This is a genomic window from Pseudomonas sp. LRP2-20, from assembly GCF_024349685.1.
Taxonomy (GTDB): Bacteria; Pseudomonadota; Gammaproteobacteria; order Pseudomonadales; family Pseudomonadaceae; genus Aquipseudomonas.
Map to the genome: position 1 here is coordinate 1740253 of NZ_AP025944.1, position 26220 is coordinate 1766472.

A 26220-nucleotide genomic window follows, 5' to 3' on the forward strand; every position below is an offset into this window, starting at 1 on the left:
AGCATCATTGCCTGGGAAACAGCGCATTGCCACAACGCGAGCAGAACGCCGCGCCGTGTTCGTGGGTCTTCTTGCTGCAGGTCGGGCAAGCGTGCTGCAGCTGCTCGCCGCGCATCGCATTGGCCAGTTCTGCTGTGAATATACCGGTCGGCACGGCGATGATCGAATAACCGGTGATCATCACCAGCGACGACAGCACCTGGCCCAGTGGCGTCTTCGGCACGATATCGCCAAAGCCCACCGTGGTGAGGGTGACGATGGCCCAGTAGATGCCTTTGGGGATGCTGGTAAACCCATGCTCCGGCCCTTCGATCACATACATCAAGGTGCCGAACACGGTCACCAGGGTCGAGACGGTGACCAGGAACACGATGATCTTCTGCTTGCTGCCGCGCAGTGCCTCCATCAGGTAATGCGCTTGCTTGAGGTACGGGCTTAGCTTGAGCACGCGGAAGATCCGCAGCATCCGGATCACCCGGATAATCAGCAGGTACTGGGCGTCGCTGTAGTACAGGGCGATGATCCCCGGCACGATCGCCAGCAGGTCGACCAACCCATAGAAACTGAAGGCGTAGCGCAGGGGCTTGGGCGAGCAGTACAGGCGGGTGAGGTATTCGGCCAGGAAGATCGCGGTGAAGCCCCATTCGATGGCGGCCAGCAGGCCGGCGTAGCCCTGGTGCACAGTGTCGATGCTGTCGAGGATCACTGTGACCAGGCTGGCCAGGATGATCAGCAGGAGGATCTTGTCGAAGCGTCTTCCAGCCACGGTGTCGGTCTGGAAGACGATGACGTAGAGCTGCTCGCGCAGGCTCGCAGGGTTGTTCATTGGCTCGTTCCACGGTTGCGATGGGCTGAGCCTAGGGGCTGCGTTTCAGCTGTGCAAGCGGCTGGCGTTGCGCTGTCGGGGCTGGGCCAGGTGGCTGCCCAGATGCATCAGCCAGCAGGCGGCGACGAAGGGTGCGGTCAGGCCGGCTACCGGCAATATCTTGAACAGAGGTTGCAGCAGCAGGGCCAGGGCAATCGCCAGTAACGTCACCCAAGGCTTTTCGCCCTGGCGGCTGAAGGCCAACGCAGCCAGCGCGGCATTGAAACCGAACAACCCCAGCCATGCAGCTTGCGCCTGGCCAGCCAGCAAGGCCACGCCGCCGCCAATGGCCGAACCGAGCACGGCCCAGGTTGCCGCATAGGGGTTGGCAATGAACATCCCGGCAGTGATCAACAACCCGGCCAGGGGGTGGTCGAGCAGGAAGATCTGCCCCACGCCCCGTGCCAGGGCATACAGCGGGTCGGCTTCGACGAAGCCGCTGGGCGCAGGGCTGGCGAACAGCAGGGCAACCCAACCGAGCAGCACGAATGGCGCGGTATAGGCCACCAGCAGCTTGCCACCTCGCTTGCGCCACTGGTGGGTGATGATGCTCGACAGGCCGCCGGCGGCGATGATCAATGGCGGCAGAATCGCCGACCAGGGCAGCACGGCGCTGATGAGGATGCCGATCAGCACGCCGTTGTAGCAGTACAGGCCGGCCTGGCGGTCAGCGCGGTCGTAGCCGCGTTGCTGGGCGGTGAGCAGGCCGGCGAGGGCACCGAGCAGGGCGCCGCCGACCAGGTTCGGGGCGGTCAGCAGGATGGCCAGCAGGCAGCACAGGCCGCACAGGGGGTTGCGCAGCAGCAGCACCTGGCTGAAGCCGTTGAGCAGCGCCGTGGCCCAGTCGGGGCACGGGTTGACGAAATTTTTGGTGTACATCGGGGCAGTCAGCAAGGTTGATGGAGGGCGGTGGGCCTCTTTGGGCCTCGGTTTTCCGCCGTTACAGGGCGCGGCATCATCCCTGTGGGATCGGGCTTGCCCGCGAAGAGGTCAGCAGGTGCAACGGCGTTGCCTGAGCTGACGCATTCGCGGGCAAGCCCGCTCCCACAGGAGAGATGCAGATCCTTAGACCAGGGTCTCGATGCGCAAGCTATTAGTCGAGCCCGGCTTGCCGAACGGCACACCGGCAGTGATCAACAGCGTGTCGCCACGGCTGGCCATACCTTGCGCCTGGGCGATCTCCAGGGCGGTGGAAACCACCTCGTCGACCTGGCGCAGGCGGTCATTGACCACCGAGTGCACACCCCAGGCCACGCTCAGGCGGCGGGCGGTGGCCAGGTTCGGCGTCAGGTTGAGGATCGGCGCCCGTGGCCGCTCGCGGGCGGCACGCAGGGTGGAGGCGCCCGACTCGCTGTAGTTGACCAGCACCGCCACCGGCAGGATGCCGCTGATACGGCGGATCGCGCAGCTGATGGCGTCCGATACGGTAGCCTCGGCTTTCGGCCGGCCGACGTCGAGCTGAGCCTGGTAGTCCGGGCCGTTCTCCACCTGGCGGATGATCTTGCTCATCATCTGCACCGCTTCCAGCGGGTAGTCACCGGAGGCGGTTTCGGCCGACAGCATCACCGCATCGGCGCCTTCGGCCACGGCGTTGGCCACGTCGGTGACTTCGGCGCGGGTCGGGGCCGGCGAGAAGCGCATCGATTCGAGCATCTGCGTGGCCACCACCACCGGTTTGCCCAGCTGGCGGCAGGTGCCGATGATGCGCTTCTGGATCTGCGGCACGCTTTCGGCCGGCACTTCCACGCCCAGGTCGCCACGGGCCACCATGATCGCATCCGCCAGTTCCGCGATGGCTTGCAGTTGTTCGACCGCCGAAGGCTTCTCGATCTTGGCCATCAGGTAGGCACGGTCACCGATCAGCTGGCGCGCCTCGACGATGTCTTCCGGGCGCTGCACGAACGACAGGGCCACCCAGTCCACGCCCAGTTCCAGGCCGAAGGCCAGGTCGCGGCGGTCTTTTTCGGTGAGCGGGGATAGGTCGAGCACCGCTTGCGGCACGTTGACGCCCTTGCGGTCGGACAGCTCGCCACCGTTGAGCACTTCGGTGTCGATGGCGTCACTGTGCTTGGCGGTTACCCGCAGGCGCAGCTTGCCGTCGTCGAGCAGCAGGTCCATGCCGGGCTCCAGCGCGGCGATGATCTCCGGGTGCGGCAGGTTGACCCGGCGGCTGTCGCCTGGGGCCTTGTCGAGGTCCAGGCGCAGGGCCTGGCCGCGTTGCAGCTGGACCTTGCCTTCGGCGAAGCGGCCGACGCGCAGTTTTGGCCCTTGCAGGTCCATGAGGATGCCCAGCGGGTAGTTCAGCTGCTGTTCGACTTCACGGATCCACTGGTAGCGCAGGGCGTGGTCGGCGTGTTCACCGTGGCTGAAGTTGAGGCGGAAGATGTTCACCCCGGCTTCGACCAGCTGGCGGATGTCGTCGATGCCTTTGATCGCAGGGCCGAGGGTGGCGAGGATCTTTACTTTTTTATCAGGCGTCATGATTGGGCAGTCTCGAGGATCAGGATGGCGCGGAAGTCGTTGACGTTGGTGCGGGTCGGCTCGGTGACGATCAGCGCGTCGAGCGCGGCGAAGTAGCCATAGCCGTTGTTGTTGTCCAACTCGTCGCTGGCCGACAGGCCCAGGGCCTGGGCGCGGGCATAGCTGCTCGGGGTCATGAAGGCGCCGGCGTTTTCTTCCGAACCGTCGATGCCGTCGGTGTCGCCGGCCAGGGCATACACGCCTGGCAAGCCCTTGAGGCTTTCGGTGAGGCTGAGCAGGAACTCGGCGTTACGCCCGCCACGGCCGTTGCCGCGTACGGTTACGGTGGTTTCACCACCAGAGAGGATCACGCACGGCGCCTTCAGCGGCTGCCCGTGCAGCACGATCTGCCGGGCGATACCCGCGTGCACCTTGGCCACTTCGCGCGATTCACCTTCCAGGTCACCGAGGATCAGCGGGCTGAAGCCTGCCTGGCGGGCTTTGACCGCGGCGGCTTCGAGCGATTGCTGGGGCTTGGCGATCAGCTGGAAGTGGCTGCGGGCCAGGGCCGGGTCATCGGCCTTGACGGTTTCCGAGGCGGGGTTGTTGAGCCAGTCGATGACGGCTTGCGGTGCTTCGATGTTGTAGCGTTTGAGGATCGCCAGGGCATCGGCCGAGGTGCTCGGGTCGGCCACGGTCGGGCCGGAGGCGATGACGGTGGCCAAGTCGCCAGGCACGTCGGAAATGGCATAGGTGTACACGGTGGCTGGCCAGCAGGCCTTGGCCAGGCGGCCGCCCTTGATCGCCGAGAGGTGCTTGCGCACGCAGTTCATCTCGCCGATGGTGGCGCCGGATTTGAGCAGCGCCTTGTTGATCTGTTGCTTGTCAGCCAGGGTCAGGCCTTCGGCTGGCAGTGCCAGCAGGGCGGACCCACCGCCAGACAGCAGGAAGATGACGCGGTCTTGTTCGTTGAGGTTGCTGACCAGCTCCAGTACGCGCTTGGCCACGGCCAGGCCGGCGGCGTCGGGGACCGGGTGAGCGGCTTCGACCACCTCGATCTTCTGGCAGTTGGCACCGTGGCCGTAGCGGGTCACGACCAGGCCGCAGACTTCGCCCTGCCAGCTCTTTTCCACTACTTCGGCCATGGCGGCTGCGGCCTTGCCGGCGCCGATGACGATGACCCGGCCGCTACGGTCGGCGGGCAGGTAGGGTTCGAGGACTTGGCGCGGGTGGGCGGCGGCGATGGCTGTGTCGAACAGGTCGCGGAGAAGTTTTTGCGGATCGACCGACATGGCAGGCTCCCAATTATTGTTGTTCTGCAGAATCAAAAACGCCCCTGGAACTGCCTCCGTGCAGGCCGAACCAGGGGCGGGTGTTGCTCGGTACCACCTTTGAACCTGTGGTCGCAGGTTCAAAGGTGTTGGCTTCTTCGCGGGTAAACCCGCTGCCACACGGCCTCACAGAGGCTGAAGACGGCGTAAAACCTGTGGGAGCGGGTTCACCCGCGAAGAGGCCGGTGAAGGCTAAAAATTACTTACTGGTCGTCGCGGATCGAGAAGTTGGCCATGTGCTCCAGGCCTTTGATCAGCGCCGAGTGGTCCCAGTTGCCGCCGCCCAGGGCCTGGCAGGTGTTGAACACTTGCTGGGCATTGGAGGTGTTGGGCAGGTTGATGCCCAGTTCCTTGGCGCCTTGCAGGGCCAGGTTGAGGTCCTTCTGGTGCAGGTTGATGCGGAAGCCTGGGTCGAAGGTGCCTTTGATCATGCGCTCGGCGTGCACTTCGAGGATCTTCGACGAAGCGAAGCCGCCCATCAGTGCTTCACGTACCTTGGCCGGGTCGGCGCCGTTCTTGGCGGCGAACAGCAGGGCTTCGGCAACAGCCTGGATGTTCAGCGCTACGATGATCTGGTTGGCCACCTTGGCGGTCTGGCCGTCACCGTTGCCACCGACGCGGGTGATGTTCTTGCCCATGGCTTCGAACAGCGGCAGGGTGCGCTCGAAGGCTTTCGGGCAGCCACCGACCATGATGCTCAGGGTCGCAGCCTTGGCACCGACTTCACCGCCGGACACCGGGGCGTCCAGGTAGGCGGCGCCGGTGGCCTTGATCTTCTCGGCAAAGGCTTTGGTCGCGGTAGGGGAGATCGAGCTCATGTCGATCACTACCTTGTTCGGGCCCACGCCTTCGGCGACGCCGTTTTCACCGAACAGGACGCTTTCCACCTGAGGGGTGTCCGGGACCATGATGATGATGAACTCGGCTTCCTGGGCCACTTCCTTCGGGTTGGCCAGGGCCACTGCGCCAGCGGCGATCAGGTCAGCCGGTGCGGCCTCGTGGTGGGTGGAAACGAAGATGCTGTGGCCTGCTTTCTGCAGGTTCTGCGCCATGGGCTTGCCCATGATGCCGGTGCCGAGGAATCCAATTTTAGCCATGAGAATATGCCTCTTTGTATTTGTGATATCTCAAGCGAGCCTTGGCCCCCTGTGGGAGCGGGCTTGCCCGCGAAGCAGACAACTCGGTGGGTGGCACCGGCTTCGCCGGTGTTCGCGGCGGTTCGACGCCTCGACAAGCCCCTCCCACAGTGTTCCGCGTTGTTTCTTAAATTGCGTTATGGGTTTTCAGCCAGCCCAGGCCTGCTTCTGTGGTGGTCAGCGGCTTGTACTCCGCGCCCACCCAGCCCTGGTAGCCGATGCGGTCCAGGTGCTCGAACAGGAAGCGGTAGTTGATCTCGCCGGTGCCGGGTTCGTTGCGGCCTGGGTTGTCGGCCAGCTGGATGTGGTTGATCAGTTTCAGGTTGGCTTCCATGGTGCGAGCCAGGTCACCTTCCATGATCTGCATGTGGTAGATGTCGTACTGCAGGAACAGGTTGTCGCTGCCCACTTCGGCCTGGATTTCCAGGGCCTGCTTGGTGGTGTTCAGGTAGAAGCCTGGGATGTCGCGGGTGTTGATCATTTCCATGACCAGGCGGATCCCGGCGGCTTTCAGCTTGTCGGCGGCGTAGCGCAGGTTTTCCACGAAGGTCTTGCGTACGGTGGCGCAGTCCGGGCCCTGTGGGCGGATACCGGCCAGGGCGTTGACCTGGGTGTTGCCCAGCACCTTGGCGTACTCGATGGCCTTGTCGACCCCGGCGCGGAATTCTTCGATGCGGTCAGGGTGGCAGGTGATGCCACGCTCACCCTTGGCCCAGTCGCCAGCGGGCAGGTTGAACAGCACCTGGGTCAGGCCGTTGGCGTCCAGCTGCTGCTTGATTTCGGCGGCGCTGAAGTCGTACGGGAACAGGTATTCGACGCCGCTGAAACCAGCGTCGGCGGCAGCCTTGAAGCGGGCCAGGAAGTCCTGTTCGGTGAACAGCATGGACAGGTTGGCAGCGAAGCGAGGCATGAGTTGTCTCCTTGCGATGAAGGCCCCCGGCGCCCTCAAACAGGGGCAGGCGCGGGGGCGTCAGGCGATCAGTCCAGCAGCGAGATGGCGGTTGGCGCGTCGTTGCCGACCAGGGCCAGGTCTTCGAACTCGTTGACCGCGTTGATCTCGGTGCCCATGGAAATGTTGGTCACACGCTCGAGGATCACTTCGACCACGACCGGCACGCGGAACTCTTCGGCCATCTTCTGTGCCTTGAGCAGGGCAGGGGCGATCTCTGCCGGCTCGAACACACGGATGGCCTTGCAGCCCAGGCCTTCGACCACGGCGACGTGGTCGACACCGTAGGTGGCAGCGTCGGTCGAGTTGATGTTCTCGAACGCCAGTTGTACACAGTAATCCATGTCGAAGCCACGCTGTGCCTGACGGATCAGGCCCAGGTAGGCGTTGTTCACCAGCACGTGGACGTACGGCAGGTTGAACTGCGCGCCTACGGCCAGTTCTTCGATCATGAACTGGAAGTCGTAGTCACCCGACAGCGCGACGACCTTGCGTTTCGGGTCGGCCTTGACCACACCGAGCGCCGCAGGGATGGTCCAGCCCAGCGGGCCGGCCTGGCCGCAGTTGATCCAGTGGCGTGGCTTGTACACGTGCAGGAACTGCGCGCCGGCGATCTGCGACAGGCCGATGGTGCTGACGTAGCAGGTGTCCTTGCCGAATACCTGGTTCATCTCTTCGTACACGCGCTGCGGCTTGACCGGCACGTTGTCGAAGTGGGTCTTGCGCTGCAGGGTGGCCTTGCGCTCCTGGCAGTCTTGCAGCCAGGCCTTGCGGCACTTCAGCTTGCCAGCGGCTTTCCACTCGCGGGCCACTTCGAGGAACACGTCCAGGGCCTTGCCAGCGTCGGAAACGATACCCAGGTCCGGGGTGAACACGCGGCCGATCTGGGTCGGTTCGATGTCCACGTGGACGAACTTGCGGCCTTCGGTGTAGACGTCGACCGAACCGGTGTGGCGGTTGGCCCAGCGGTTGCCGATACCGAACACCAGGTCGGATTTCAGCAGGGTGGCGTTGCCGTAGCGGTGCGAGGTCTGCAGGCCGACCATGCCGACCATCTGGGCGTGGTCGTCCGGGATGGTGCCCCAGCCCATCAGGGTCGGGATCACTGGTACGCCGGTCAGTTCGGCGAACTCGACCAGCTTGTCGCTGGCGTCGGCGTTGATGATACCGCCACCGGCTACCAGCAGTGGGCGCTCGGCGTCATTGAGCAGGGCCAGGGCTTTTTCGGCCTGTACGCGGGTAGCGGACGGCTTGTGCACGGGCAGCGGCTCGTAAGCGTCGATGTCGAATTCGATTTCGGCCATCTGCACGTCGAACGGCAGGTCGATCAGCACAGGGCCTGGGCGGCCGGTGCGCATTTCATAGAAGGCCTTCTGGAAGGCGTAAGGCACCTGGCCTGGTTCCAGAACGGTGGTGGCCCACTTGGTCACCGGCTTGACGATGTTGGTGATGTCGACAGCCTGGAAGTCTTCCTTGTGCAAGCGGGCACGTGGCGCCTGGCCAGTGATGCACAGGATCGGGATGGAGTCGGCCGAGGCGCTGTACAGGCCAGTGACCATGTCGGTGCCGGCTGGGCCGGAGGTGCCGATGCACACGCCGATGTTGCCTGGGTTGGCACGGGTGTAGCCCTCGGCCATGTGCGAGGCGCCTTCGACGTGACGAGCGAGGACGTGATCGATGCCACCGACTTTCTTCAGGGCCGAGTACAACGGGTTGATGGCAGCCCCCGGGATGCCGAACGCGGTATCTACACCTTCACGGCGCATGACCAGAACGGCTGCATCGATTGCTCTCATTTTGCTCATGGTTTGTGCCTCATCGATTTTGTAATTGTATACAACTTGCTTTTTGCCAGAGTGTATTCACGGCTGGCCGCTCAGGTCAACGGGTTTTCGTCGGACAAGGTCGCTTTCGTTCGAGCGCCCGTGAAAACGGCTGTTTGCGATCTCGCATACGATCGTTTCAATTTATTGTATACAAAAATAGATTCAGTTGTGTTCTATTGGCTTATCGGTTTTTCACCTGCCCTCAGGGCTTCTCACAACAAGAAGAGGACCTTTCCATGAACGCTTTGAACCTGAAAGTCGCTGTCAGCCTGGTGAACGCCGCGCTGGCGGCGGGCCGCAAGATCAATGCAGCGCCACTGACCGTGGCCGTGCTCGATGCCGGTGGGCACCTGCTGGCCTTGCAGCGCGAAGATGGCGCCAGCCTGATTCGCCCGCAAGTGGCCACCGGCAAGGCCTGGGGGGCGATTGCCCTGGGCAAGGGCTCGCGCTTGCTGGCGCTGGATGCGCAGCAACGGCCGGCGTTTTTCGCCGCGTTGAACGGGTTGGGCGAGCGGCCGGTAGTACCGGCGCCGGGCGGTGTGCTGATTCGTGATCAGGACGGCAAGGTGCTGGGAGCGGTCGGGATCAGCGGCGATACCTCGGATATCGACGAGCAGTGCGCGATCAGTGCGATCGAAGAGGTGGGGTTGAAGGCGGATGCGGGTGTAGCAGCTTAAATCGCTACTGTCTGTTCTGGCCTATTCGCGGGCAAGCCCGCTCCCACAGGATAACCACAGGTTCGAAGGCTGTGTGAGTCCTGTGGGAGCGGGCTTGCCCGCGAATGGCCCTCAAGCCACCTCGGGCTCACAACCCTTGAGCACCATGCGGATGATGGTGTCGGCCGCGGCGTCGTAATCGCTGTCGGCCAGCTTGGCCTTGCCGGTCACTGCCGAAATCTGCCAGTCGAAGTCGGCGTAGGTCTGGGTCGCAGCCCAGATGCTGAACATCAGGTGGTGGGCATCGACATGGGCGATCTGCCCACGGTCGATCCAGTGCTGGATGCACTCGATGTTGTGCCGGGCCTGCTCGTTCAGCTGCTCCACCTGGCTCGGCGACAGGTGCGGTGCACCATGCATGATTTCGCTGGCGAACACCTTCGAGGCATGCGGCAGGTCACGCGAAATGCGGATCTTCGAGCGGATGTAGGCACTCAACACTTCTTTCGGGTCACCGTCGGCATTGAACGGCGTCGACGCCTGCATGATCGGCGCGATGATGCTCTCCAGGACCTCGCGGTAGAGGTTGTCCTTGGATTTGAAGTAGTAATACACGTTCGGCTTGGGCAGGCCGGCCTTGGCGGCGATGTCGCTGGTCTTGGTGGCGGCGAAGCCCTTGTCGGCGAATTCTTCACTGGCTGCGCGCAGGATCAGCTCCTTGTTGCGCTCGCGAATGGTGCTCATGGTCAGGGATCTTCCTCGTGTCTGGCCACCTCAAAGAGGGATCGGGCATGGTAGCACCGCGCCCGACGGGCGCTCAAGGCAGCGGCTTTGGGCTAGAATCCGGCACATTCACTCATTTGGATACCCGCAAACATGGCAGGAAGCAGTCTACTGGTACTGATCGACGACATCGCCACGGTGCTCGACGATGTTTCGGTGATGACCAAGGTCGCGGCAAAGAAGACCGCAGGCGTGCTGGGCGACGACCTGGCGCTCAATGCTCAGCAGGTCACCGGCGTACGCGCCGAGCGCGAGATTCCGGTGGTGTGGGCGGTGGCCAAGGGGTCGCTGGTGAACAAGGCGATCCTGGTGCCTGCAGCACTGTTGATCAGCGCGTTCATCCCTTGGGCGGTGACGCCGCTGCTGATGCTCGGCGGCGCCTACCTGTGCTTTGAAGGTTTCGAGAAGCTGGCGCACAAGTTCCTGCACAGCAAGGAAGAGGACGAGCGGCAGCACGAGGCGCGCAAGGAAGCCGTGGCCGACGCCACAGTCGACCTGGTGGCGTTCGAGAAAAGCAAGATCAAGGGTGCGGTGCGTACCGACTTCATCCTGTCCGCTGAAATCATCGCCATTACCTTGGGTATTGTCGCCGACTCACCGCTGACGCAGCAGATCATCGTGTTGTCGGGCATTGCGGTGGTCATGACCATCGGTGTGTATGGGCTGGTGGGCGGTATCGTCAAACTCGACGACCTGGGGCTGTGGATGGCGCAGAAGTCTTCAAGCCTGGCCCGAGCCGTCGGCAACGGCATCCTGCGTGCCGCCCCCTACATGATGAAAAGCCTGTCGGTGATCGGTACCGCGGCGATGTTCCTGGTGGGTGGCGGGATTCTGGTACACGGCGTGGCACCTTTGCATCACGCGGTCGAGGCGTTCAGCGAAGGGCGCGGAGGGGCGCTGACCAGCGGCCTGCTCAATGGCGTGGCCGGCGTGCTGGCCGGGGCCGTGGTGCTGGCGGTGGTCAGTGTGGTGAGCAAGCTGTGGCGTGCCCTGCGGCCCACCATCTGAAGTACAGAGTGACGGCGAGCACCCTGTGGGAGCCGCGCTTGTCGTGGCGACGAACCGCGTCGATGGGGCGCGTAGCGGCCCCGGCAATTCAAGCAACAACCTTGAAATCGTGGGGCCGCTTTGCGGCCCATCGACGCGGTTCGTCGCCACGACAAGCGCGGCTCCCACACGCCTGGAAGCTCGTGACAATTCTGCGGAAGGCTTACTTGCCGGCTGCGGCGCCTTGCTCGTCTGGCTTCCAGGCCAGCAGGCCCTGGCTGAAGCCGTAGGCGGCGCTCTGGTAGTAGGCAATCGCCCGGCGGATCAGCGGGTTGTCACTGGCGACCGTGGTTTCGTGGCTCTTGCCCAAGGCATCTTCATGCACACGCATGCCGCCACGCGGGCTGAGAATGGCCAGGTTGTTGCCGTCGAACAGCCCCAGGTGCTGGTAGTTGCCGATCAGCACACGTGGCGGCAGGTTGTCTTCCTTGAGCAGGTCGCGGCCGAAGAAGGTCGAGGTGTAGTCGAAGTTGAGCAGGCCCAGCAGGGTCGGTGCCAGGTCGATCTGGCTGGCCAGCTGGGCGTCTTCGCGGGGCTCGATCATCTTTGGAGCGTAGATCCACAGCGGGATCTGGTAGTTGTTCACCGGCAGGTCTTCGACCCCGGCGCTACCGGCCGTGTGGTCAGCGACAAAGATGAACAGCGTGTTGTCGAACCACGGCTTGCCCTTGGCTTCCTTGATGAACTGGGCGATGGCATGGTCGGTATATTTCACCGCGCCTTCGCGGCCGTCGCCTGACGGGATGTCGATGCGGCCGTCCGGGTAGGTGTAGGGGCGGTGGTTCGAGGTGGTCATCAGTTGCAGGAAGAACGGTTTCTGCTCGGCGTAATCGGCATCGGCCAGCTTCAGGGTCTGCCGGTACAGGTCCTCATCGGCCATGCCCCAGGCGTTCTTGAAGCTGATTTCGCTTTCAGCGACGCTGCTCTGGTCGACGATACGGTAGCCGTTGCCGCTGAAGAAGGCGTTCATGTTGTCGAAGTAGCCGCGCCCACCGTAGACGAACACGGCGTCGTAGCCTTTGGCGGTCAGTTGCTGGCCCAGGCTGGCGTAGCCGCTTTCGCGGCCGATGCGCTTGACGATCGAGCGGCCCGGGGTAGGCGGGATCGACAGGGTGATGGCTTCCAGGCCGCGGTCGGTACGGGTGCCGGTGGCGTAGAAATTGTTGAAATACAGGCTCTCGCGGCGCAGGGCGTCGAGGTTCGGCGTCAGGTTGCGCGAATCGCCGTTGCTGCCCATGTACTTGGCGCTGAAGCTTTCGATGGTCACCAGGATGATGTTCGGGGTGCGCTGCTGACCGTTGGCACTGATGTGGCGGCGGATGTCCTGCGGCTCCTGGCCCTGGAAGCGGGCATTGGGTTCGGCCAGCTCCTGGTGCATCTGCGCGCCGACTTCGCCGGCGCCGAGGCTGGCGTAGAACTGGGTGTAGTCCAGTTCGTTGTTGCGGAAGGCGGCGAAGAACTGGTACGGGCCGTTGCTGGCCAGTTCGCGCTGGTAGGCGTTGCCACCCTGGCCGCGCGGGAACTGCTGATCGATCACCACGATGTTCAGGCCAACCAGTACGGCCAGCACGGCCAGCCCGGGCAAGCGCTGGCGCAGGGTGCTGCCGGGGCCGGTGAGGGCCTGGGCCAGCGGCTTGCGCAGCACCAGTGCGAGCAGGAGCGCGGCCACCGCGATGCCGCTGAGCAGCGTCGGCAGCGGGTAGGACTCGCGGATGTTATCCAGCACTTCCTTGGAATAGACCAGGTAGTCGACAGCGATAAAGTTGAAGCGTACGCCGAATTCGTCCCAGAACAGCCACTCGGCCACAGCGACGAACAGCATCACGAACAGGCTGACCACGAACAGGCCGCCGAGCAGCCAGCGGTGAGCACGTGAGCGCCACAATCTGTCCGGGCACAGCACCAGGTACACACCCAGTGGCAGGGCCGTGTAGATGAGGAAGCTCAGGTCGTAAATGGCGCCGTCGAAGAACATCGAGAGGTAATTGCCGTTGACCTCATCGAGATGAGTCGCCAGTAATATGAAGCGTGTCAGCAGGAAGATGCCGAACCAGGTTGAGCAAAGCAGCAGCAGATAGCGCCATGGCGCGGCGAGGGGAGTACGCATCAAGTTGGCCTGTTTTCATTCTTGGATTGTGCGAGGGCCACGAGTCTAGTCGATAACTTGCAAAAAAAATGTCAAAAATTTGCGGTGCGCACGAGGAGGGTGGCTTTATAGTCGCAATTGTTATTTCAGACTTGATCGGGAGGAGAGTTGCACATGTTCGGTGTACTGACTTACGACGCCTACCACCTGGCACTCTACCTGCTCACGGCATTGGCCTGGGGGGCGCTGGGCTTTGGCTTCCTGCTGCGGGGTACCGACGCTCAGGCCCTTTACAAGTGCTGTGCGATGTTCGGCCTGGCATTGGCAATCAATGCGGTAGTGCTGGTGCTGGATATCTTTCGGGTGATCCCGCACCACGAAGTGGAGCTGATTTTGCTGATATTTGGGATGTTGCTGCCGGCGCTCATATTTTTGACTTATAAGGCAGCTCTCATTGTAAGTAAGATAAACCTTAAAAATCTGTAAGCTTAAACTTACAAGTCATGATCATGACGGCGCCGTCAGCTAACGGCGCTGTCACGTTTCAGCCAATCAGAAGTGCACTTTCACCAGGAAGCTCATGGTGTTCTGGTCGGTGGTGAAGCCATCGCTGTCCTTGATGCCGTACTTGTTCTTCCAGTAGTCGTATTCGACACCCACATACAGCTGCTTCTCGCCCAGGTGCAGGGCTTTACCCAGGTCGTACTTGATCTGCGGGTTGAAGTGCAGGTTGGCGTGGTAGGTACCGTGACGGTTCTCGTCGTTGTCGACTACCCAGTCCATGAAACCGTCGATCAGCACGTCGGAGGAGCCCACCGGGAGGGTATAGGACCAGACCGGGGTGATCTGCCAGACATTCTTGCCCGCGCGGTTGCCGTCCGGGATGCGGTTGTAGAAGTTCAGCTGGAAGTAGTCGAAGCCCGGGATGTTCAGGTCGAAGCCAGGGCCGATCAGGTACGACTCGACGTCACCCTCGCCAAACTCGTAGGTCGCAGCCAGCAGCACGTCCTTGACCGGGCCGAACTCCAGCTTCTGGTCGAAGATCTTGCCGAACGACAGGCGTGGGCTGAACTCGCCGTAGTAACTGTTGGGGCCGTTGTTGGCGTCCTTCTTGCCCTGGTAGAAGATCTTGTCGACGAAGAAGAAGTTATCGCCGTACTTCCAGCCATCGGCATGCTCGAAGGTGAAGGTTTGCTGAGTATCGGGGTTGACCTTGAAGTTCTTGCCCCACAGGTAGGTCAGGCTGTTGTTCTGCCACTGCAGCAGGTCGCCGGCGAAGGTGGTGCCGCAGGCCAGCAGCCCGCCCGCGAGAATCAGGCTATTGATGGTACGCATTGCGAGTGTCGCTCCCTTGATTGATCTGTTGTCAGCGCTCGGTAAAGGCGCTTTTTTGTCTTTTGGGTCAGCTTTTTTCGATTGGCCACAGTTGTTTGGCAAGAGCTGCGCCAACTTTTCGGGGTTAGCTGCTACCTTCCTGCTCGACTCGTTCTGAACGGATGAAAATGGGTATTTCAGGCTGGCAACACGTTGGCCAACCGCCCGAATTCATTGACTGAGCGGTCAGTAAACGCAGGCAGAATCCATCCTGCCTTGATCGAGGGGGCGCGCAGATTACTGGCTTGCGCGCCGCGCCTCAAGTGCTCCGTCCTGGCGCACTGTGATTCAAACCTGGGCGTTTGATCAGGTTTTCAGAAATGTACCTTGATCAGCGCGCTGGCGACACTCTGATTGCTGTCCAGGTTGCCGCGGCTGTCGATGCCGTACTTGTCTTTCCAGTAGCTGTACTCGAAGCCGACGTAGAGCTGCTTGGCACCCAGGTTCAGGGCCTTGCCCAGGTCGTATTTGACCTGCGGGTTGAAGTGCAGGTTGGCGTGGTAGGTGCCACGGCTGTTCTGGTCGTTGTCCGGGACCCAGTCCATGTAACCGTCGATCAGAATGTCGGACCTGCCCACAGGGATGGTGTAGGACCAGCCCGGGGTGATCTGCCAGACATTGTCACCGGGGCGGTCACCCTCGGTGTTGCGCACGTAGAAGTTCAGGGTGAAATAGTTGAAGCCGGGAATGTCCAGGTCGAAGCCAGGGCCGATCAGGTAGGCCTCGTTGTCGCCTTCGCCACGTTCGTAGGTCATCGCCAGCAGCACGTCCTTGATCGGGCCGACGGCCAGCTTGCGGTCGAGGATCTTGCCGAACGACAGGCGTGGGCTGAACTCACCGTAGTAGGTGTCTTCGCCTTTGCTGCGGTCAGCCTTGCCGTTGTAGAAGATCTTGTCGACGAAGAAGAACGTGTCGCCGTACTTCCATTTGTTGGCGTGCTCGAAGGTGATGGTCTGCTGGATATCAGGGTTGATCTTGAAGTCCTTGCCGTACAGGTACGTCAGGCTTTCGCCGTGCCACAGCAGCCAATCGCCTGCATGGGCGGGGAGGGTGGCCAGCAGGCTGCTGCCCAGCAGCAGGGACGAGGTGATGCGCTTCATGTTGTGATTCCCGGACTTATTGTTTTTGTTGGCGGTTTTTTCGGCGCGCAGGCGCCCCGAGCGGCCCATTCCGGCGGGCCGACGGTGAAGCGGTTACTGCGGAGAATGAGCAGGGGCGGCCAACTGCGCCGCCCCGCCCAGGGCTCAATGCTGGTGGCAGGCGTCGTTGTGCACGGCGCGCTCGGCACCACCGAGGATGTTGAACAGCACGTTGAGCACCAGGGCACTGACCGTGGCCATGGCGATCCCGCTGTGGGTGATGGGCTCCATCCACTGCGGCATCTGCGCGAAGAACTCCGGCTTGACCACAGGGATCAGGCCAAAGCCGACGCTCACCGCCACCAGCAGCTGGTTGCGGCGGTCGCCGATGTCGGCTTCCTGGAGGATCTTGATCCCGGTGGCGGTGACCATGCCGAACATGGCGATGGACGCGCCGCCCAGTACTGCGGGCGGGATCGAGGCGATCAGGAAGGCCGCCTTGGGCAGCAGGCTGAGTACGATCAGCAGTGCACCCGCCGTTACCGTGACGTAACGGCAACGCACGCCAGTCATCTGCACCAGGCCGATGTTCTGGGCGAACGAGGAGTGGGTGAAGGTGTTGAAGAAACCGGCGATGAACGACGCACCGGCATCGCACAACAGGCCGCGACGCAGCATCCCGGGGGTTACCTCGCGATCAGTCACCTTGCCCAGGGCGAGGAACATGCCCGTGGACTCGACGAAGATGATCACCACCACCAGGCACATTGACAGGATCGGTGCCAGGCTGAAGGTCGGCATGCCGAAGTGCAGTGGGGTGACCACTTGCAGCCACGGCGTGTCGCCCAGGCCGGATAGGTCGACCATGCCGATGGAACCGGCCAGGATGTAGCCCAGGCCCATGCCCACCAGGACCGAAACGTTGACCCAGAAGCCGCGCATGAAGCGGTTGATCAGCAGGATGACCGCCAGCACCAGGCCGGCCACCAGCAGGTAGATCGGCGAACCGAAGGTTTCTGCGTTCTGGCCGCCACCGGCCCAGTTGACTGCCACCGGGAACAGCGACAGGCCAATCGAGGTGATCACCGTACCGGTGACCAGCGGCGGGAAGAACCGTACGACCTTGGACATGAACGGCGCGATCAGCATGCCGAAGAACCCGGCAGCGATGGTCGCGCCGAAGATCCCCTGCAGGCCTACGCCCGGCATGCCGGCCATGGCCACCATGCTGCCGACGGCAGCGAAGCTGGCACCCATCATCACCGGCATGCGGATCCCCACCGGGCCGATACCGAACGACTGGATGATGGTGGCGACACCGGCGACCAGCAGGTCGGCGTTGATCAGGAAAGCGACTTCTTCACGGGACAGACCAGCGGCCTGGCCGATGATCAGAGGGACGGCGATCGCACCCCCGTACATCAGCAGTACATGTTGCAGGCCAACCAGGATCAGTTGGAACAGGGGCAGAGGCTGTCGCGGCGGCGCAACTGGGATGTACGCCTTGCGTGACTCGGACATGCAGCACCTCGAGTTTTGTTTTTATTCTCGGATCCAAGCGCCAGTCGCATACGGCAGGCCCGTTGGAGGCAGCCTGAGGTTCCCGCACGCAGTCGAACGCTCGATGCTTGCTTGTTGCGTGAATCTGTAAGGGCGAGGCCGGGGATACCGGCCTCTTCGCGGCGCAAGGCCGCCCCCGCCAGGGCGCGCGGACGCCCTGGCAGGAGAGGGTGGATCAGTTGACTTGAGCGCCTTTGGCGATCCAGTCACCGACGAGCTTGCGCTCTTCGGCGGTCATCTGGGTGATGTTGCCCAGCGGCATGATCTGGCTGGCGACCGCTTGCGCCTGAATGCGCGCGGCCTGGGCCTGGATCTGCTGCGGGGTGTCGAACATCACGCCGGCAGGTGCTGCGCTGAACAGCGGGCTGGTCGGTTTCGACGAGTGGCACACGCTGCAGCGTTCCTGGATGACTTTGTGGATCTTGTCGAATTCGCCACCTGCAGCCTGTGCGGTCGCCTGGGCCGGGGCCTCGGCTGGCGCGGCTGGGGTTTCGGCGGCCTTGGCGGCTTCCTCGGCGCGCAGCTCGGCGGCGGTCTTGCCGCCTACGGCGGTGGCGGGCAGTGGCTGGTACTCGATCTTCGCTGCCGCCTGCTCAGGGCTTACTGCCATCGGCTTGGGACCGGTGACATAGGCCAGGCAGATCATCGCCAGGGCGCCGACTGGCAGGGTCCAGGCGTACTTGTTGCTGTCGTGGCGGGTGTTGAAGTAGTGGCGGATCAGAACCGCGGCTACTGCGATACCGGCCAGGATCAGCCAGTTGTACTGGCTACCGTAGGTGCTCGGGAAGTGGTTGCTGATCATGATGAACAGCACCGGCAGGGTGAAGTAGTTGTTGTGACGCGAGCGCAGCAGGCCCTTTGCCGGCAGTACCGGATCCGGCGTCTGGTTGTTCTCGATCGCGGCCACCAGCTGGCGCTGGGCCGGCATGATGATGCGGAACACGTTGCCGACCATGATGGTGCCGATGATCGCGCCGGTGTGCAGGTATGCACCACGGCCGCTGAACACCAGGCTGAAGCCGAAGCAGGCAGCGATGATCAGGACGAACAGTACGGCACCGAGCAGGGCAGGGTGCTTGCCCAGCGGCGAGTCGCACAGGAAGTCGTAGATGAACCAGCCGGCGATCAGCGAACCGATACCGATGGCCACGCCTTCGGCACCGCTCAGGGTGCTGCCGGGTGCCAGCAGGTACAGGCTCGGGTTCCAGTAGAACACCACGCACAGCAGGGCGATACCGGACATCCAGGTGAAGTAGGCTTCCCATTTGAACCAGTGCAGGTTCTCGGGCATTTTCGGGGGTGCGAGCTTGTATTTCTCCAGGTGGTAGATACCACCGCCGTGAATCGCCCAGAGATCACCCGACAACCCATCGCGCGGGTTGCTTCGGTTCAGGTGGTTCTCCAGCCAGACGAAGTAGAACGATGCACCGATCCAGGCGACACCGGTGATCATATGAACCCAGCGAATGCTCAGGTTCAGCCATTCGTGAAGGTGTGCTTCCACAGTATGTACCTCTGCCGATCACCGTGAACGATGACCGACCTTTTCTTATTGGTGGGGATTGAGGATCAGCATCTGTTCCTCGGTGAAGTAATGCTCATCGCAGTTGTTGCCAGAACCACTGCGATCAACCACCAGGAAGTCATCCCGCTTTTCGATCGTCAGCACCGGGTGGTGCCAGACGCCGCGATGGTAATTAACGCCCTGCCTGCCATTACTGCGGAAGGCACGGACCAAGCCTGATACAGGTGCATCGCCAACGGGCGCGACCACGATCAGAAAGGGGTTGCCGAGCAGCGGGATGAAAGCCTGGCTGCCCAGCGGATGGCGCTCCAGCATGCGCACGGTCAGCGGCATGTCCTGCGCGTCGGCGCGGAAGATGCTGATGATCGCCTTGTCTTCAGGCTCGGCGGTCTCGACCGTGGCGAGCTTGTGAAAACGCATGGTCGAGCCGTTGTTGATCATGAAGTGGTCGCTGCCATCGGTTTCGATCACGTCTCCGAATTGGGCGAAGGCTTCTTTGGTCAGGGGCTCGATCATCAGGGTGCGCATGGGGTTATCTCTTCTATTGTTCGTTTTTCTGAATACGGTTCGCTGTTGCTTACAGCTGCAGCAGGCGGAACAGGGCGATCAGGTTGATCTGCGCCAGGGCTTCCTTGAATTCGGCATCGGCATCGTTGTGGATGCGTTTTTCGAAGGAGGCGAGGATCTGGTGCCGGTTGCTACCTTTTACCGCCATGATGAACGGGAACTGGAACTTGGCCTTGTAGGCGTCGTTCAGTTCGGTGAAACGGGCGAATTCTTCGGCGGTGCACTGGTGGATACCGGCGCCGGCCTGCTCGTTGGTGCTCGATTCGGTCAGCTCGCCCTGGATGGCGGCCTTGCCGGCGAGGTCCGGGTGAGCGTTGATCAGCGCCAACTGGTCAGCGTGGTTGGCGCTCAGCAGGATGTCGCTCATGCGCTGGTGCAGCGCCTCGATCTCGTCCAGTTCACCCAGCTGGCCAAGGTCGTAGGCTTTTTCGGCGACCCACGGCGAGTGCTCGTAGATGTCGGCGAAAGCCTTGACGAAGGCGTCGCGGTCCAGGGCGGAGGGCTTGAGGGTGTTGAAGGCGGTCATCAGGCGTTCTCTTTCTTGTACGGGTGGGTGGCGTGCCAGTGGCGGGCGATGTCCACGCGACGGGCGAACCAGACCTGCTCGTGGCTCTTGGCGTAATCGACGAAACGCTTGAGCGCGGCCAGGCGCGCCGGGCGGCCTACCAGGCGGCAATGCAGGCCGATGGAAAGCATCTTCGGTGCTTCGGCGCCTTCGGCGTACAGCACGTCGAAGGCGTCTTTCAGGTACTGGAAGAACTGCTCGCCGCAGTTGAAGCCCTGCACCTGGGTGAAGCGCATGTCGTTGGTGTCCAGGGTGTACGGGATCACCAGGTGCGGCTTGCCGGTAGGGTTGTTCGGTTCCCAGTAGGGCAGGTCATCGTCGTAGGTGTCGCTGTCATAGAGGAAGCCACCTTCCTCCATCACCAGGCGGCGGGTGTTCGGGCCGGTGCGGCCGGTGTACCAGCCCAGCGGGCGTTCGCCGGTGAGTTCGGTGAGGATGCGGATGGCTTCGAGCATGTGCTCGCGTTCCTGGGCCTCGTCCATGTTCTGGTAGTCGATCCAGCGGTAGCCGTGGCTGCAGATCTCGTGGCCGGCTTCGGCCATGGCGCGGATCACGTCGGGGTGGCGCTGGGCGGCCATGGCCACGGCGAAGATGGTCAGGGGGATGCCGCTGTCCTTGAACAGCTTGAGCAGGCGCCAGACGCCGGCGCGGCTGCCGTACTCGTACAGCGATTCCATGCTCATGTTGCGCTGACCCTGCAGCGGCTGGGCAGCGACCATTTCGGAAAGGAAGGCTTCGGACTCTTTGTCACCGTGCAGGATGTTGCGTTCGCCGCCTTCCTCGTAGTTGAGGACGAAAGACAGCGCGATGCGAGCGTTGCCCGGCCATTGCGGGTGAGGAGGGTTGTTGCCGTAACCGATCAGGTCGCGAGGGTAGTCAGCGCTCACTGCAGTCTTCCTTCTTGTGTGTTAGTGCGGGGTGGGCGGGCCGCGTCGGGATGTCGCACCACCGGATGGGCTGATTGTATACAACTTCTGAAATCTTTTGTAAGCCTGTTTTTCCGCATTTCTTCCCTTTTGTCGCTTGAGAATGCATTGCAAGAAACCTGCCTGTTTGGTCAGTTAATGACGATGGGCTCTGCACAGTGCCTGTATTTGCGACTGGTGGCCGGTTTGATGAGGTCGCGACGGAAGGGATCAAAAAATTGTGTACAATCTGACGTTGAAATGTCTTAATGGCGTCATTCCCGCACATCGCAGGCCCTATACTGGGGCGTTGGCTGTGTATTTTTTGCCCATAGATTGAACAAGAGGCGACAAGCAGATGGGACGTTTGACCACACACGTACTGGATGCCGCGCACGGCTGCCCAGGCAGCTCGATCAAAGTCGAGCTGTACCGCGTCGAAGGCCAGCAGCTGGAGCTGGTGAACACTACCCTGACCAACAGCGATGGCCGCGTCGACGCGCCGCTGCTGCAGGGTGACGACTACCGTACCGGTGTCTACCAGCTGCAGTTCAGCGCTGGCGCCTATTACCGTGCCCGCGGCGTACAGCTGCCGGAGCCGGCATTTCTTGATGTTGTCGTGTTGCGTTTCGGCATCGATGAAAAGCAGGAGCACTACCACGTGCCGCTGCTGATCTCGCCGTACAGCTATTCGACCTACCGCGGAAGCTAGTTGGTCGCTAGAAGAATCTTCGTAGGTCCTTTGGCCCGCTCTCACACTGGCGGGCTTTTTTTCGTCTGCTGTTTTTGTGTTGTCGGTGCCGGCCTTTTCGCGGGTAAACCCGCTCCCACAGATACCGCGCCTACCTTGAAGGCTAAGGCAGTCCTGTGGGAGCGGGTTTACCCGCGAAGAGGCCAGCACAGGCTCTGGAAATAAAGAAAGGGCGCCGAGGCGCCCTTGGTTGGTGCAATGACGGTCAGAGGAACACGAACTTGGCAATGAAGATCGCGCACAGTACCCAAAGGCTGGCCGAGATTTCCTTGTACTTGCCAGTACCCGCCTTCAACGCCACATAACTGATGAAGCCCAGGGCAATGCCGTCTGCTACCGAGAAGGTCAGCGGCATCATGATCACCGTGACGATCGCCGGGATGCTGTCGGTGGCTTCGTCCCAATGAATATGCGCCATGCTGCCCATCATCAGCATCGCCACGTAGATCAGCGCGCCCGCGGTCGCGTAGGCCGGAATCATCCCGGCCAGCGGCGCGAAGAACATCGCGGCGACGAACAGAATACCCACCACCACGGCCGTCAGGCCGGTCCGGCCACCTGCGGCGACACCGGCGGCACTTTCCACATAGCTGGTCACCGGTGGCACGCCGACCACGGCGCCGAACACGCTCGAAGCGCTGTCGGCCTTCAATGCCCGCGACAGGTTTTCGATGCGCCCGTCCGGCGCCACCAGGTTGGCCCGCTGCGCCACGCCCATCAGTGTGCCGGCGGTGTCGAACATGTGCACGAACAGGAACGCCAGCACCACGCTGATCATGCTGACGTTGAACACGCCCGCCACATCCATGGCCATCCAGGTGGGTGCCAGGCTCGGCGGCATCGACATCACTCCGCTGAACTTGACCAGGCCCAGGCCCCAGCCGGCCAGGGTAACGCCGATGATGCTGATCAGGATCGCGCCGAACACGCGTTTGTAGCTGAGGATGGCGATCAGCAGGAAGCACAGCGCCGCCAGCAGCGGCCCTGGTTCATGCAGCGAGCCCAGCTTGATCAGGGTAGCCGGGCTGTCGACGATGATGCCGGCGGTCTTCAGGCCGATCAGCCCGAGAAACAATCCGACGCCGGCCCCCATGGCATGGCGCAGGCTCACCGGAATGCTGTTGAGCAACCATTCGCGCACGCGTGACAAGGTCAGGAACATGAACAGCACGCCGGAGACGAACACTGCCCCCAGCGCGGTTTCCCAGTTGTAGCCCATGGTGCCGACCACGGTGTAGGTGAAGAAGGCATTCAGCCCCATGCCTGGCGCCAGGCCCACCGGCCAGTTGGCGTACAGGCCCATCAACAGGCAGCCCAGCGCGGCGGCGATGCAGGTGGCGACGAAGGCGGCACCATGGTCGATGCCGGCGTCGGCCATGATGTTGGGGTTGACGAAGATGATGTAGGCCATGGTGATGAAGGTGGTCACCCCGGCGATCATTTCAGTTTTGACCGTGCTGCCGTGTTGCTTGAGTTTGAAAATCCGCTCCAGCCAACTCGTTTCGAGCGGTGGCGCGAGATCCAGCGTAGGGGCTTCGGATTTGCGGCTTTCCACAGCGAGTACTCCTCAAGTCTTTCTTGTTGTTGTTGGAGCCAGGATCCTGAGCAATGCACTTGGTGGCCCCACGAGGGAAGGCAGACGTCTGACGCGTTTTATTGACTTACGGGTCAAGAAGTTGCTCGGTGGATTATGCTTTTGTGTACAAAGAATGCAAATAATGTTTTATGTTTTGTGTGCGCAATGCGTCGTATAACGGCTATATAGGTAAAACGCCTCCTGCGGAATCGCCTCAGCCTGTGTACAATGGCGCCATACTTTCTCTTCGTGCCTCGAGAGCCCATGAACGAACAGCTGCAACCTCTGAAAAAACCTGCGCGCACTGGCAAGGCCGGCCGCAGTGGTACCCAGGACGACATCGTCTACGCGCATATTTTCGAGGCCATCCTCGAGCAGCGATTGGCGCCGGGCACCAAGTTGAGCGAGGAAGCGCTGGGCGAGATCTTTGGCGTCAGCCGCACCATCATCCGCCGCGCACTGTCGCGCCTGGCCCATGAAAGCGTGGTGCTGCTGCGGCCCAATCGTGGTGCGGTGGTGGCCAGCCCGACGGTGGAAGAAGCGCGCCAGGTGTTCTTCTCGCGGCGCATGGTCGAACGTGCCATCACCGAGCTGGCCGTGCAGCATGCCACCCTGGAGCAGCTCAACGAACTGCGCCAGATGGTGCGCGAGGAACGCGACAGCTTCTCCCGTGGCGACCGCGGCGCCGGTATCCGCCTTTCTGGCGAGTTCCACCTCAAGTTGGCCGAAGCCGCAGGCAATGCACCGCTGGTCAGCTTCCAGCGCAGCCTGGTGTCGCAGACGTCGCTGATCATTGCCCAGTACGAGAGCGGCACCCGTTCCCATTGCTCCTATGACGAGCACATGCAGCTGATCGATGCCATCGAGGCGCGTGATGCCGAGCAGGCCGTGAGCCTGATGATGCATCACATGGACCATATCGACAGCAAGCTGAACCTGGACGACGAGAGCGCCTCGGACGACCTGCACGCCGTGTTCTCACACTTGCTGAAGAAGCCCAAGGTCTCAGCCAAGGGTTGATCGTTTGCCAGGATGAATTTTAAAAAGGGCCGCATGCGGCCCTTTTGTTTGCTGGCCTTTGGCCGTTTACCTGATAAATTTACTAGTTGCAAACCCCTTTTCAATGTGGTTGGGCTTGCGCATTTTTGCGTTCAACTACTTGAGGAGAGGTTCATGGCTACGTCTCTGGGTGTGCGCATGGGTGCCGAGCTGGTGGGCACTTTCTGGTTGGTGCTGGGTGGCTGCGGCAGTGCGGTGCTGGCCGCCAGCTCGCCAATCGGCATCGGTGTTCTCGGTGTCGCTTTCGCGTTCGGGCTCACGGTCCTGACCATGGCATTCGCCATTGGCCATATCTCCGGCTGTCATCTCAACCCTGCGGTATCGTTCGGGTTGGTGGTAGGTGGGCGCTTCCCGGCCAAGGAGCTGCTGCCCTACGTTATTGCCCAAGTCATCGGCGCGATCCTGGCGGCTGCGGTGATCTACTTTATCGCCAGCGGCAAGGCTGGCTTCGAGCTGTCATCTGGCCTGGCTTCGAACGGCTACGCCGATCATTCGCCCGGCGGCTATTCGCTGGGGGCGGGCTTTGTCAGTGAAGTGGTGATGACGGCGATGTTCCTGGTGGTGATCATGGGCGCCACCGATGCCCGTGCTCCGGCAGGCTTTGCGCCGATTGCCATTGGCCTGGCCCTGACCCTGATCCACCTGATCTCGATCCCGGTAACCAATACCTCGGTCAACCCCGCGCGCAGCACGGGGCCGGCATTGCTCGTCGGTGGCTGGGCCCTGCAGCAGCTATGGCTGTTCTGGGTGGCGCCGCTGATCGGGGCTGCGATCGGCGGCGCGCTGTACCGGGGGTTGGCGAAAGAACCTTAGCGCTGGTGCACGCAACGCCCGGCGGCGTAGGTTTCACGCACGGTGCGGTCGTCACCCAGGGTGGTGAGCACGAACAGGGTTTCTTCGATGCTGTTGGACTGTTGAATGCGGTAGTCCAGCAGCGGCGTGGCTTTGTAGTCCAGCACCACGAAGTCGGCATCGTTGCCTGGGCGCAGGCTGCCGATGCGGTCGTCCAGGCGCAATGCGCGAGCGCCACCGAGGGTGGCCAGGTACAGTGACTTGTACGGGTGCAGGCGCGCGCCTTGCAGCTGCATCACCTTGTACGCCTCGTTCAGGGTATTGAGCAGCGAGAAACTGGTGCCGGCGCCCACATCGGTACCCAGCCCCACATTGACCTTGAAACGCTCGGCCTGCGGCAGGTTGAACAGGCCGCTGCCAAGGAACAGGTTGGACGTGGGGCAGAACGCCACGGCCGAGCCGGTTTCGGCCAGGCGCTGGCATTCGTCGTCGCACAGGTGCACGCCGTGGGCGAATACCGAGCGCTCGCCCAGCAGCTCGAAGTGGTCGTAGACGTCCAGATAACCCTTCTGCTCGGGGAACAGCGACTTGACCCAGTCGATTTCCTTGAGGTTTTCCGACAGGTGCGTGTGCATGTACACCCCGGGGTGCTCCTTGAGCAACTGGCCGGCCAGGGCCAGCTGTTCCGGCGTACTGGTCGGGGCGAAGCGCGGGGTCACCGCGTAGTGCAGGCGGCCCTTGCCGTGCCAGCGCTCGATCAGTTGCTTGCTCTCGGTGTAACCGGACTCGGCGGTGTCGGTCAGGTACTCCGGGGCGTTGCGGTCCATCATCACCTTGCCGGCAATCATCCGCAGGTCCAGGCGCTCGGCCTCTTCGAACAGGGCATTGACCGACTGCGGGTGCACGCTGCCGAACACCAGGGCAGTGGTGGTGCCGTTGCGCAGCAGTTCCTTGAGGAAGATCTTCGCCACCTTGTCGGCATGATCCTTGTCGGCAAATTGCTTCTCGCAAGGGAAGGTGTAGGTGTTCAGCCAGTCCAGCAGTTGTTCGCCGTAGGAGCCGATCATGCCGGTCTGCGGGAAGTGGATGTGAGTATCGATGAAGCCCGGGGTGATCAGCGCGTCCTGGTAATGCACTACGTCGATGTCGGCGGCCAGGCTCGGCAGCAGCTCGCTGGCAGGGCCGACGGCACTGATGCGGCCATCGTCGATCACCAGCAGGCCGTCTTCGAAGTACTCATGGGAAGCGTCCAGGCCTACCTCGGCCGGGTCGGCGATGCTGTGCAAGATGGCGGCACGGTAGGCTTTGCGGGTAACGGTCATAACACA

24 protein-coding genes are annotated in these 26220 nt (G+C 62.2%); 6 read left to right on the forward strand and 18 right to left on the reverse strand.

Annotated features, from left to right (window positions below; all coding sequences use genetic code 11):
* Positions 1–4: 4 nt before the first annotated feature.
* From OCX61_RS07615 to gcl, 7 genes are all read right to left on the reverse strand, one after another.
* A complete protein-coding gene (locus OCX61_RS07615; protein ID WP_261943256.1) occupies positions 5–826 on the reverse strand; it encodes an ion transporter in 822 nt (273 codons plus the stop codon).
* A 45-nt stretch (positions 827–871) separates the two neighbouring features.
* Complete coding sequence (locus tag OCX61_RS07620) at positions 872–1744, reverse strand: urea transporter (protein ID WP_261943257.1); 873 nt, start codon at positions 1742–1744, stop codon at positions 872–874.
* A 186-nt stretch (positions 1745–1930) separates the two neighbouring features.
* The gene (pyk, locus tag OCX61_RS07625) at positions 1931–3346 is read right to left on the reverse strand and encodes a pyruvate kinase (RefSeq protein WP_261943258.1); all 1416 of its coding nucleotides are present in this window, start codon (positions 3344–3346) and stop codon (positions 1931–1933) included.
* Positions 3343–4617: a glycerate kinase type-2 family protein gene (locus OCX61_RS07630; protein ID WP_261943259.1), complete on the reverse strand. Its 1275-nt coding sequence runs from the start codon at positions 4615–4617 to the stop codon at positions 3343–3345. The genes pyk and OCX61_RS07630 overlap by 4 nt, the downstream gene beginning before the upstream one ends.
* A gap of 242 nt (positions 4618–4859) precedes the next feature.
* Complete coding sequence (locus OCX61_RS07635; RefSeq protein WP_261943260.1) at positions 4860–5753, reverse strand: 2-hydroxy-3-oxopropionate reductase; 894 nt, start codon at positions 5751–5753, stop codon at positions 4860–4862.
* Positions 5754–5919: 166 nt separating this feature from the next.
* Entirely contained in the window at positions 5920–6702 is a 783-nt protein-coding gene (gene hyi, locus OCX61_RS07640) for a hydroxypyruvate isomerase (protein ID WP_261943261.1), read from the reverse strand.
* 68 nt (positions 6703–6770) lie between these two features.
* Entirely contained in the window at positions 6771–8546 is a 1776-nt protein-coding gene (gene gcl, locus OCX61_RS07645) for a glyoxylate carboligase (RefSeq protein WP_085601235.1), read from the reverse strand.
* 257 nt (positions 8547–8803) lie between these two features.
* Between gcl and OCX61_RS07650 the strand changes: the two genes are divergently transcribed.
* Positions 8804–9244, forward strand: a complete 441-nt coding sequence (locus OCX61_RS07650) for a GlcG/HbpS family heme-binding protein (RefSeq protein ID WP_261943262.1) — start codon at positions 8804–8806, stop codon at positions 9242–9244.
* Positions 9245–9355: 111 nt separating this feature from the next.
* Here OCX61_RS07650 and OCX61_RS07655 read toward each other — a convergent pair whose 3' ends face one another.
* Positions 9356–9967 (reverse strand): TetR/AcrR family transcriptional regulator, encoded by a 612-nt coding sequence (locus OCX61_RS07655; RefSeq protein WP_261943263.1) that lies wholly within the window; start codon positions 9965–9967, stop codon positions 9356–9358.
* Between the two features lie 132 nt (positions 9968–10099).
* Here OCX61_RS07655 and OCX61_RS07660 point away from each other — a divergent pair, with 132 nt between their 5' ends.
* On the forward strand, positions 10100–11014 hold the full coding sequence (locus OCX61_RS07660) for a DUF808 domain-containing protein (RefSeq protein ID WP_261943264.1): 915 nt from the start codon (positions 10100–10102) through the stop codon (positions 11012–11014).
* A 202-nt stretch (positions 11015–11216) separates the two neighbouring features.
* Here OCX61_RS07660 and OCX61_RS07665 read toward each other — a convergent pair whose 3' ends face one another.
* Positions 11217–13160 carry an LTA synthase family protein gene (locus tag OCX61_RS07665; RefSeq protein ID WP_261943265.1) on the reverse strand — a complete coding sequence of 648 codons (1944 nt, stop codon included), beginning with the start codon at positions 13158–13160 and terminating at the stop codon, positions 11217–11219.
* Positions 13161–13313: 153 nt separating this feature from the next.
* On the opposite strand from OCX61_RS07665, the gene OCX61_RS07670 reads away from it, so the two are divergent.
* Positions 13314–13625 carry a hypothetical protein gene (locus OCX61_RS07670; RefSeq protein WP_261943266.1) on the forward strand — a complete coding sequence of 104 codons (312 nt, stop codon included), beginning with the start codon at positions 13314–13316 and terminating at the stop codon, positions 13623–13625.
* Positions 13626–13691: 66 nt separating this feature from the next.
* Here the strand turns inward: OCX61_RS07670 and OCX61_RS07675 are convergent, their stop codons facing one another.
* From OCX61_RS07675 to puuE, 7 genes are all read right to left on the reverse strand, one after another.
* The gene (locus OCX61_RS07675) at positions 13692–14474 is read right to left on the reverse strand and encodes an outer membrane protein OmpK (protein ID WP_261943267.1); all 783 of its coding nucleotides are present in this window, start codon (positions 14472–14474) and stop codon (positions 13692–13694) included.
* A gap of 353 nt (positions 14475–14827) precedes the next feature.
* A complete protein-coding gene (locus OCX61_RS07680) occupies positions 14828–15613 on the reverse strand; it encodes an outer membrane protein OmpK (protein ID WP_261943268.1) in 786 nt (261 codons plus the stop codon).
* Positions 15614–15757: 144 nt separating this feature from the next.
* Positions 15758–17113, reverse strand: coding sequence for a nucleobase:cation symporter-2 family protein (locus tag OCX61_RS07685; RefSeq protein ID WP_261943269.1), 1356 nt, complete (start codon positions 17111–17113; stop codon positions 15758–15760).
* Between the two features lie 214 nt (positions 17114–17327).
* On the reverse strand, positions 17328–18656 hold the full coding sequence (locus OCX61_RS07690) for a urate hydroxylase PuuD (protein ID WP_261943270.1): 1329 nt from the start codon (positions 18654–18656) through the stop codon (positions 17328–17330).
* Positions 18657–18701: 45 nt separating this feature from the next.
* Positions 18702–19205, reverse strand: coding sequence for an ureidoglycolate lyase (locus OCX61_RS07695; protein ID WP_003254333.1), 504 nt, complete (start codon positions 19203–19205; stop codon positions 18702–18704).
* Between the two features lie 49 nt (positions 19206–19254).
* Positions 19255–19770, reverse strand: a complete 516-nt coding sequence (gene uraD / locus OCX61_RS07700) for a 2-oxo-4-hydroxy-4-carboxy-5-ureidoimidazoline decarboxylase (protein ID WP_133974293.1) — start codon at positions 19768–19770, stop codon at positions 19255–19257.
* Positions 19770–20696: an allantoinase PuuE gene (gene puuE, locus OCX61_RS07705; RefSeq protein WP_085677852.1), complete on the reverse strand. Its 927-nt coding sequence runs from the start codon at positions 20694–20696 to the stop codon at positions 19770–19772. Before puuE ends, uraD begins: the two co-directional genes overlap by 1 nt.
* Positions 20697–21072: 376 nt before the next feature.
* Here puuE and uraH point away from each other — a divergent pair, with 376 nt between their 5' ends.
* Positions 21073–21426, forward strand: coding sequence for a hydroxyisourate hydrolase (gene uraH, locus OCX61_RS07710; protein ID WP_261943271.1), 354 nt, complete (start codon positions 21073–21075; stop codon positions 21424–21426).
* A 244-nt stretch (positions 21427–21670) separates the two neighbouring features.
* On the opposite strand, the gene OCX61_RS07715 is transcribed toward uraH, so the two are convergent.
* Entirely contained in the window at positions 21671–23020 is a 1350-nt protein-coding gene (locus tag OCX61_RS07715; protein ID WP_400810113.1) for an NCS2 family permease, read from the reverse strand.
* 285 nt (positions 23021–23305) lie between these two features.
* Between OCX61_RS07715 and OCX61_RS07720 the strand changes: the two genes are divergently transcribed.
* Together OCX61_RS07720 and aqpZ are read left to right on the forward strand one after the other, a co-directional pair.
* Positions 23306–24061 (forward strand): GntR family transcriptional regulator, encoded by a 756-nt coding sequence (locus OCX61_RS07720; RefSeq protein ID WP_261943272.1) that lies wholly within the window; start codon positions 23306–23308, stop codon positions 24059–24061.
* A 153-nt stretch (positions 24062–24214) separates the two neighbouring features.
* Complete coding sequence (gene aqpZ, locus OCX61_RS07725) at positions 24215–24913, forward strand: aquaporin Z (RefSeq protein WP_261943273.1); 699 nt, start codon at positions 24215–24217, stop codon at positions 24911–24913.
* Here the strand turns inward: aqpZ and guaD are convergent.
* The gene (gene guaD, locus OCX61_RS07730) at positions 24910–26214 is read right to left on the reverse strand and encodes a guanine deaminase (protein ID WP_261943274.1); all 1305 of its coding nucleotides are present in this window, start codon (positions 26212–26214) and stop codon (positions 24910–24912) included. The genes aqpZ and guaD overlap by 4 nt on opposite strands.
* Positions 26215–26220: the final 6 nt, after the last annotated feature.

Bases quoted from the DNA above. Each gene is read 5' to 3' on its own strand.
- pyk (WP_261943258.1), bottom strand. From the start codon at position 3,346: ATGACGCCTGATAAAAAAGTAAAGATCCTCGCCACCCTCGGCCCTGCG.
- aqpZ (WP_261943273.1), top strand. From the start codon at position 24,215: ATGGCTACGTCTCTGGGTGTGCGCATGGGTGCCGAGCTGGTGGGCACT.
- guaD (WP_261943274.1), bottom strand. From the start codon at position 26,214: ATGACCGTTACCCGCAAAGCCTACCGTGCCGCCATCTTGCACAGCATC.
- hyi (WP_261943261.1), bottom strand. From the start codon at position 6,702: ATGCCTCGCTTCGCTGCCAACCTGTCCATGCTGTTCACCGAACAGGAC.
- OCX61_RS07665 (WP_261943265.1), bottom strand. From the start codon at position 13,160: ATGCGTACTCCCCTCGCCGCGCCATGGCGCTATCTGCTGCTGCTTTGC.
- OCX61_RS07650 (WP_261943262.1), top strand. From the start codon at position 8,804: ATGAACGCTTTGAACCTGAAAGTCGCTGTCAGCCTGGTGAACGCCGCG.
- OCX61_RS07695 (WP_003254333.1), bottom strand. From the start codon at position 19,205: ATGCGCACCCTGATGATCGAGCCCCTGACCAAAGAAGCCTTCGCCCAA.
- OCX61_RS07620 (WP_261943257.1), bottom strand. From the start codon at position 1,744: ATGTACACCAAAAATTTCGTCAACCCGTGCCCCGACTGGGCCACGGCG.
- uraH (WP_261943271.1), top strand. From the start codon at position 21,073: ATGGGACGTTTGACCACACACGTACTGGATGCCGCGCACGGCTGCCCA.
- OCX61_RS07635 (WP_261943260.1), bottom strand. From the start codon at position 5,753: ATGGCTAAAATTGGATTCCTCGGCACCGGCATCATGGGCAAGCCCATG.
- gcl (WP_085601235.1), bottom strand. From the start codon at position 8,546: ATGAGCAAAATGAGAGCAATCGATGCAGCCGTTCTGGTCATGCGCCGT.
- OCX61_RS07655 (WP_261943263.1), bottom strand. From the start codon at position 9,967: ATGAGCACCATTCGCGAGCGCAACAAGGAGCTGATCCTGCGCGCAGCC.
- OCX61_RS07675 (WP_261943267.1), bottom strand. From the start codon at position 14,474: ATGCGTACCATCAATAGCCTGATTCTCGCGGGCGGGCTGCTGGCCTGC.
- OCX61_RS07630 (WP_261943259.1), bottom strand. From the start codon at position 4,617: ATGTCGGTCGATCCGCAAAAACTTCTCCGCGACCTGTTCGACACAGCC.
- OCX61_RS07670 (WP_261943266.1), top strand. From the start codon at position 13,314: ATGTTCGGTGTACTGACTTACGACGCCTACCACCTGGCACTCTACCTG.
- OCX61_RS07615 (WP_261943256.1), bottom strand. From the start codon at position 826: ATGAACAACCCTGCGAGCCTGCGCGAGCAGCTCTACGTCATCGTCTTC.
- OCX61_RS07720 (WP_261943272.1), top strand. From the start codon at position 23,306: ATGAACGAACAGCTGCAACCTCTGAAAAAACCTGCGCGCACTGGCAAG.
- OCX61_RS07660 (WP_261943264.1), top strand. From the start codon at position 10,100: ATGGCAGGAAGCAGTCTACTGGTACTGATCGACGACATCGCCACGGTG.
- OCX61_RS07685 (WP_261943269.1), bottom strand. From the start codon at position 17,113: ATGTCCGAGTCACGCAAGGCGTACATCCCAGTTGCGCCGCCGCGACAG.
- OCX61_RS07680 (WP_261943268.1), bottom strand. From the start codon at position 15,613: ATGAAGCGCATCACCTCGTCCCTGCTGCTGGGCAGCAGCCTGCTGGCC.
- uraD (WP_133974293.1), bottom strand. From the start codon at position 19,770: ATGACCGCCTTCAACACCCTCAAGCCCTCCGCCCTGGACCGCGACGCC.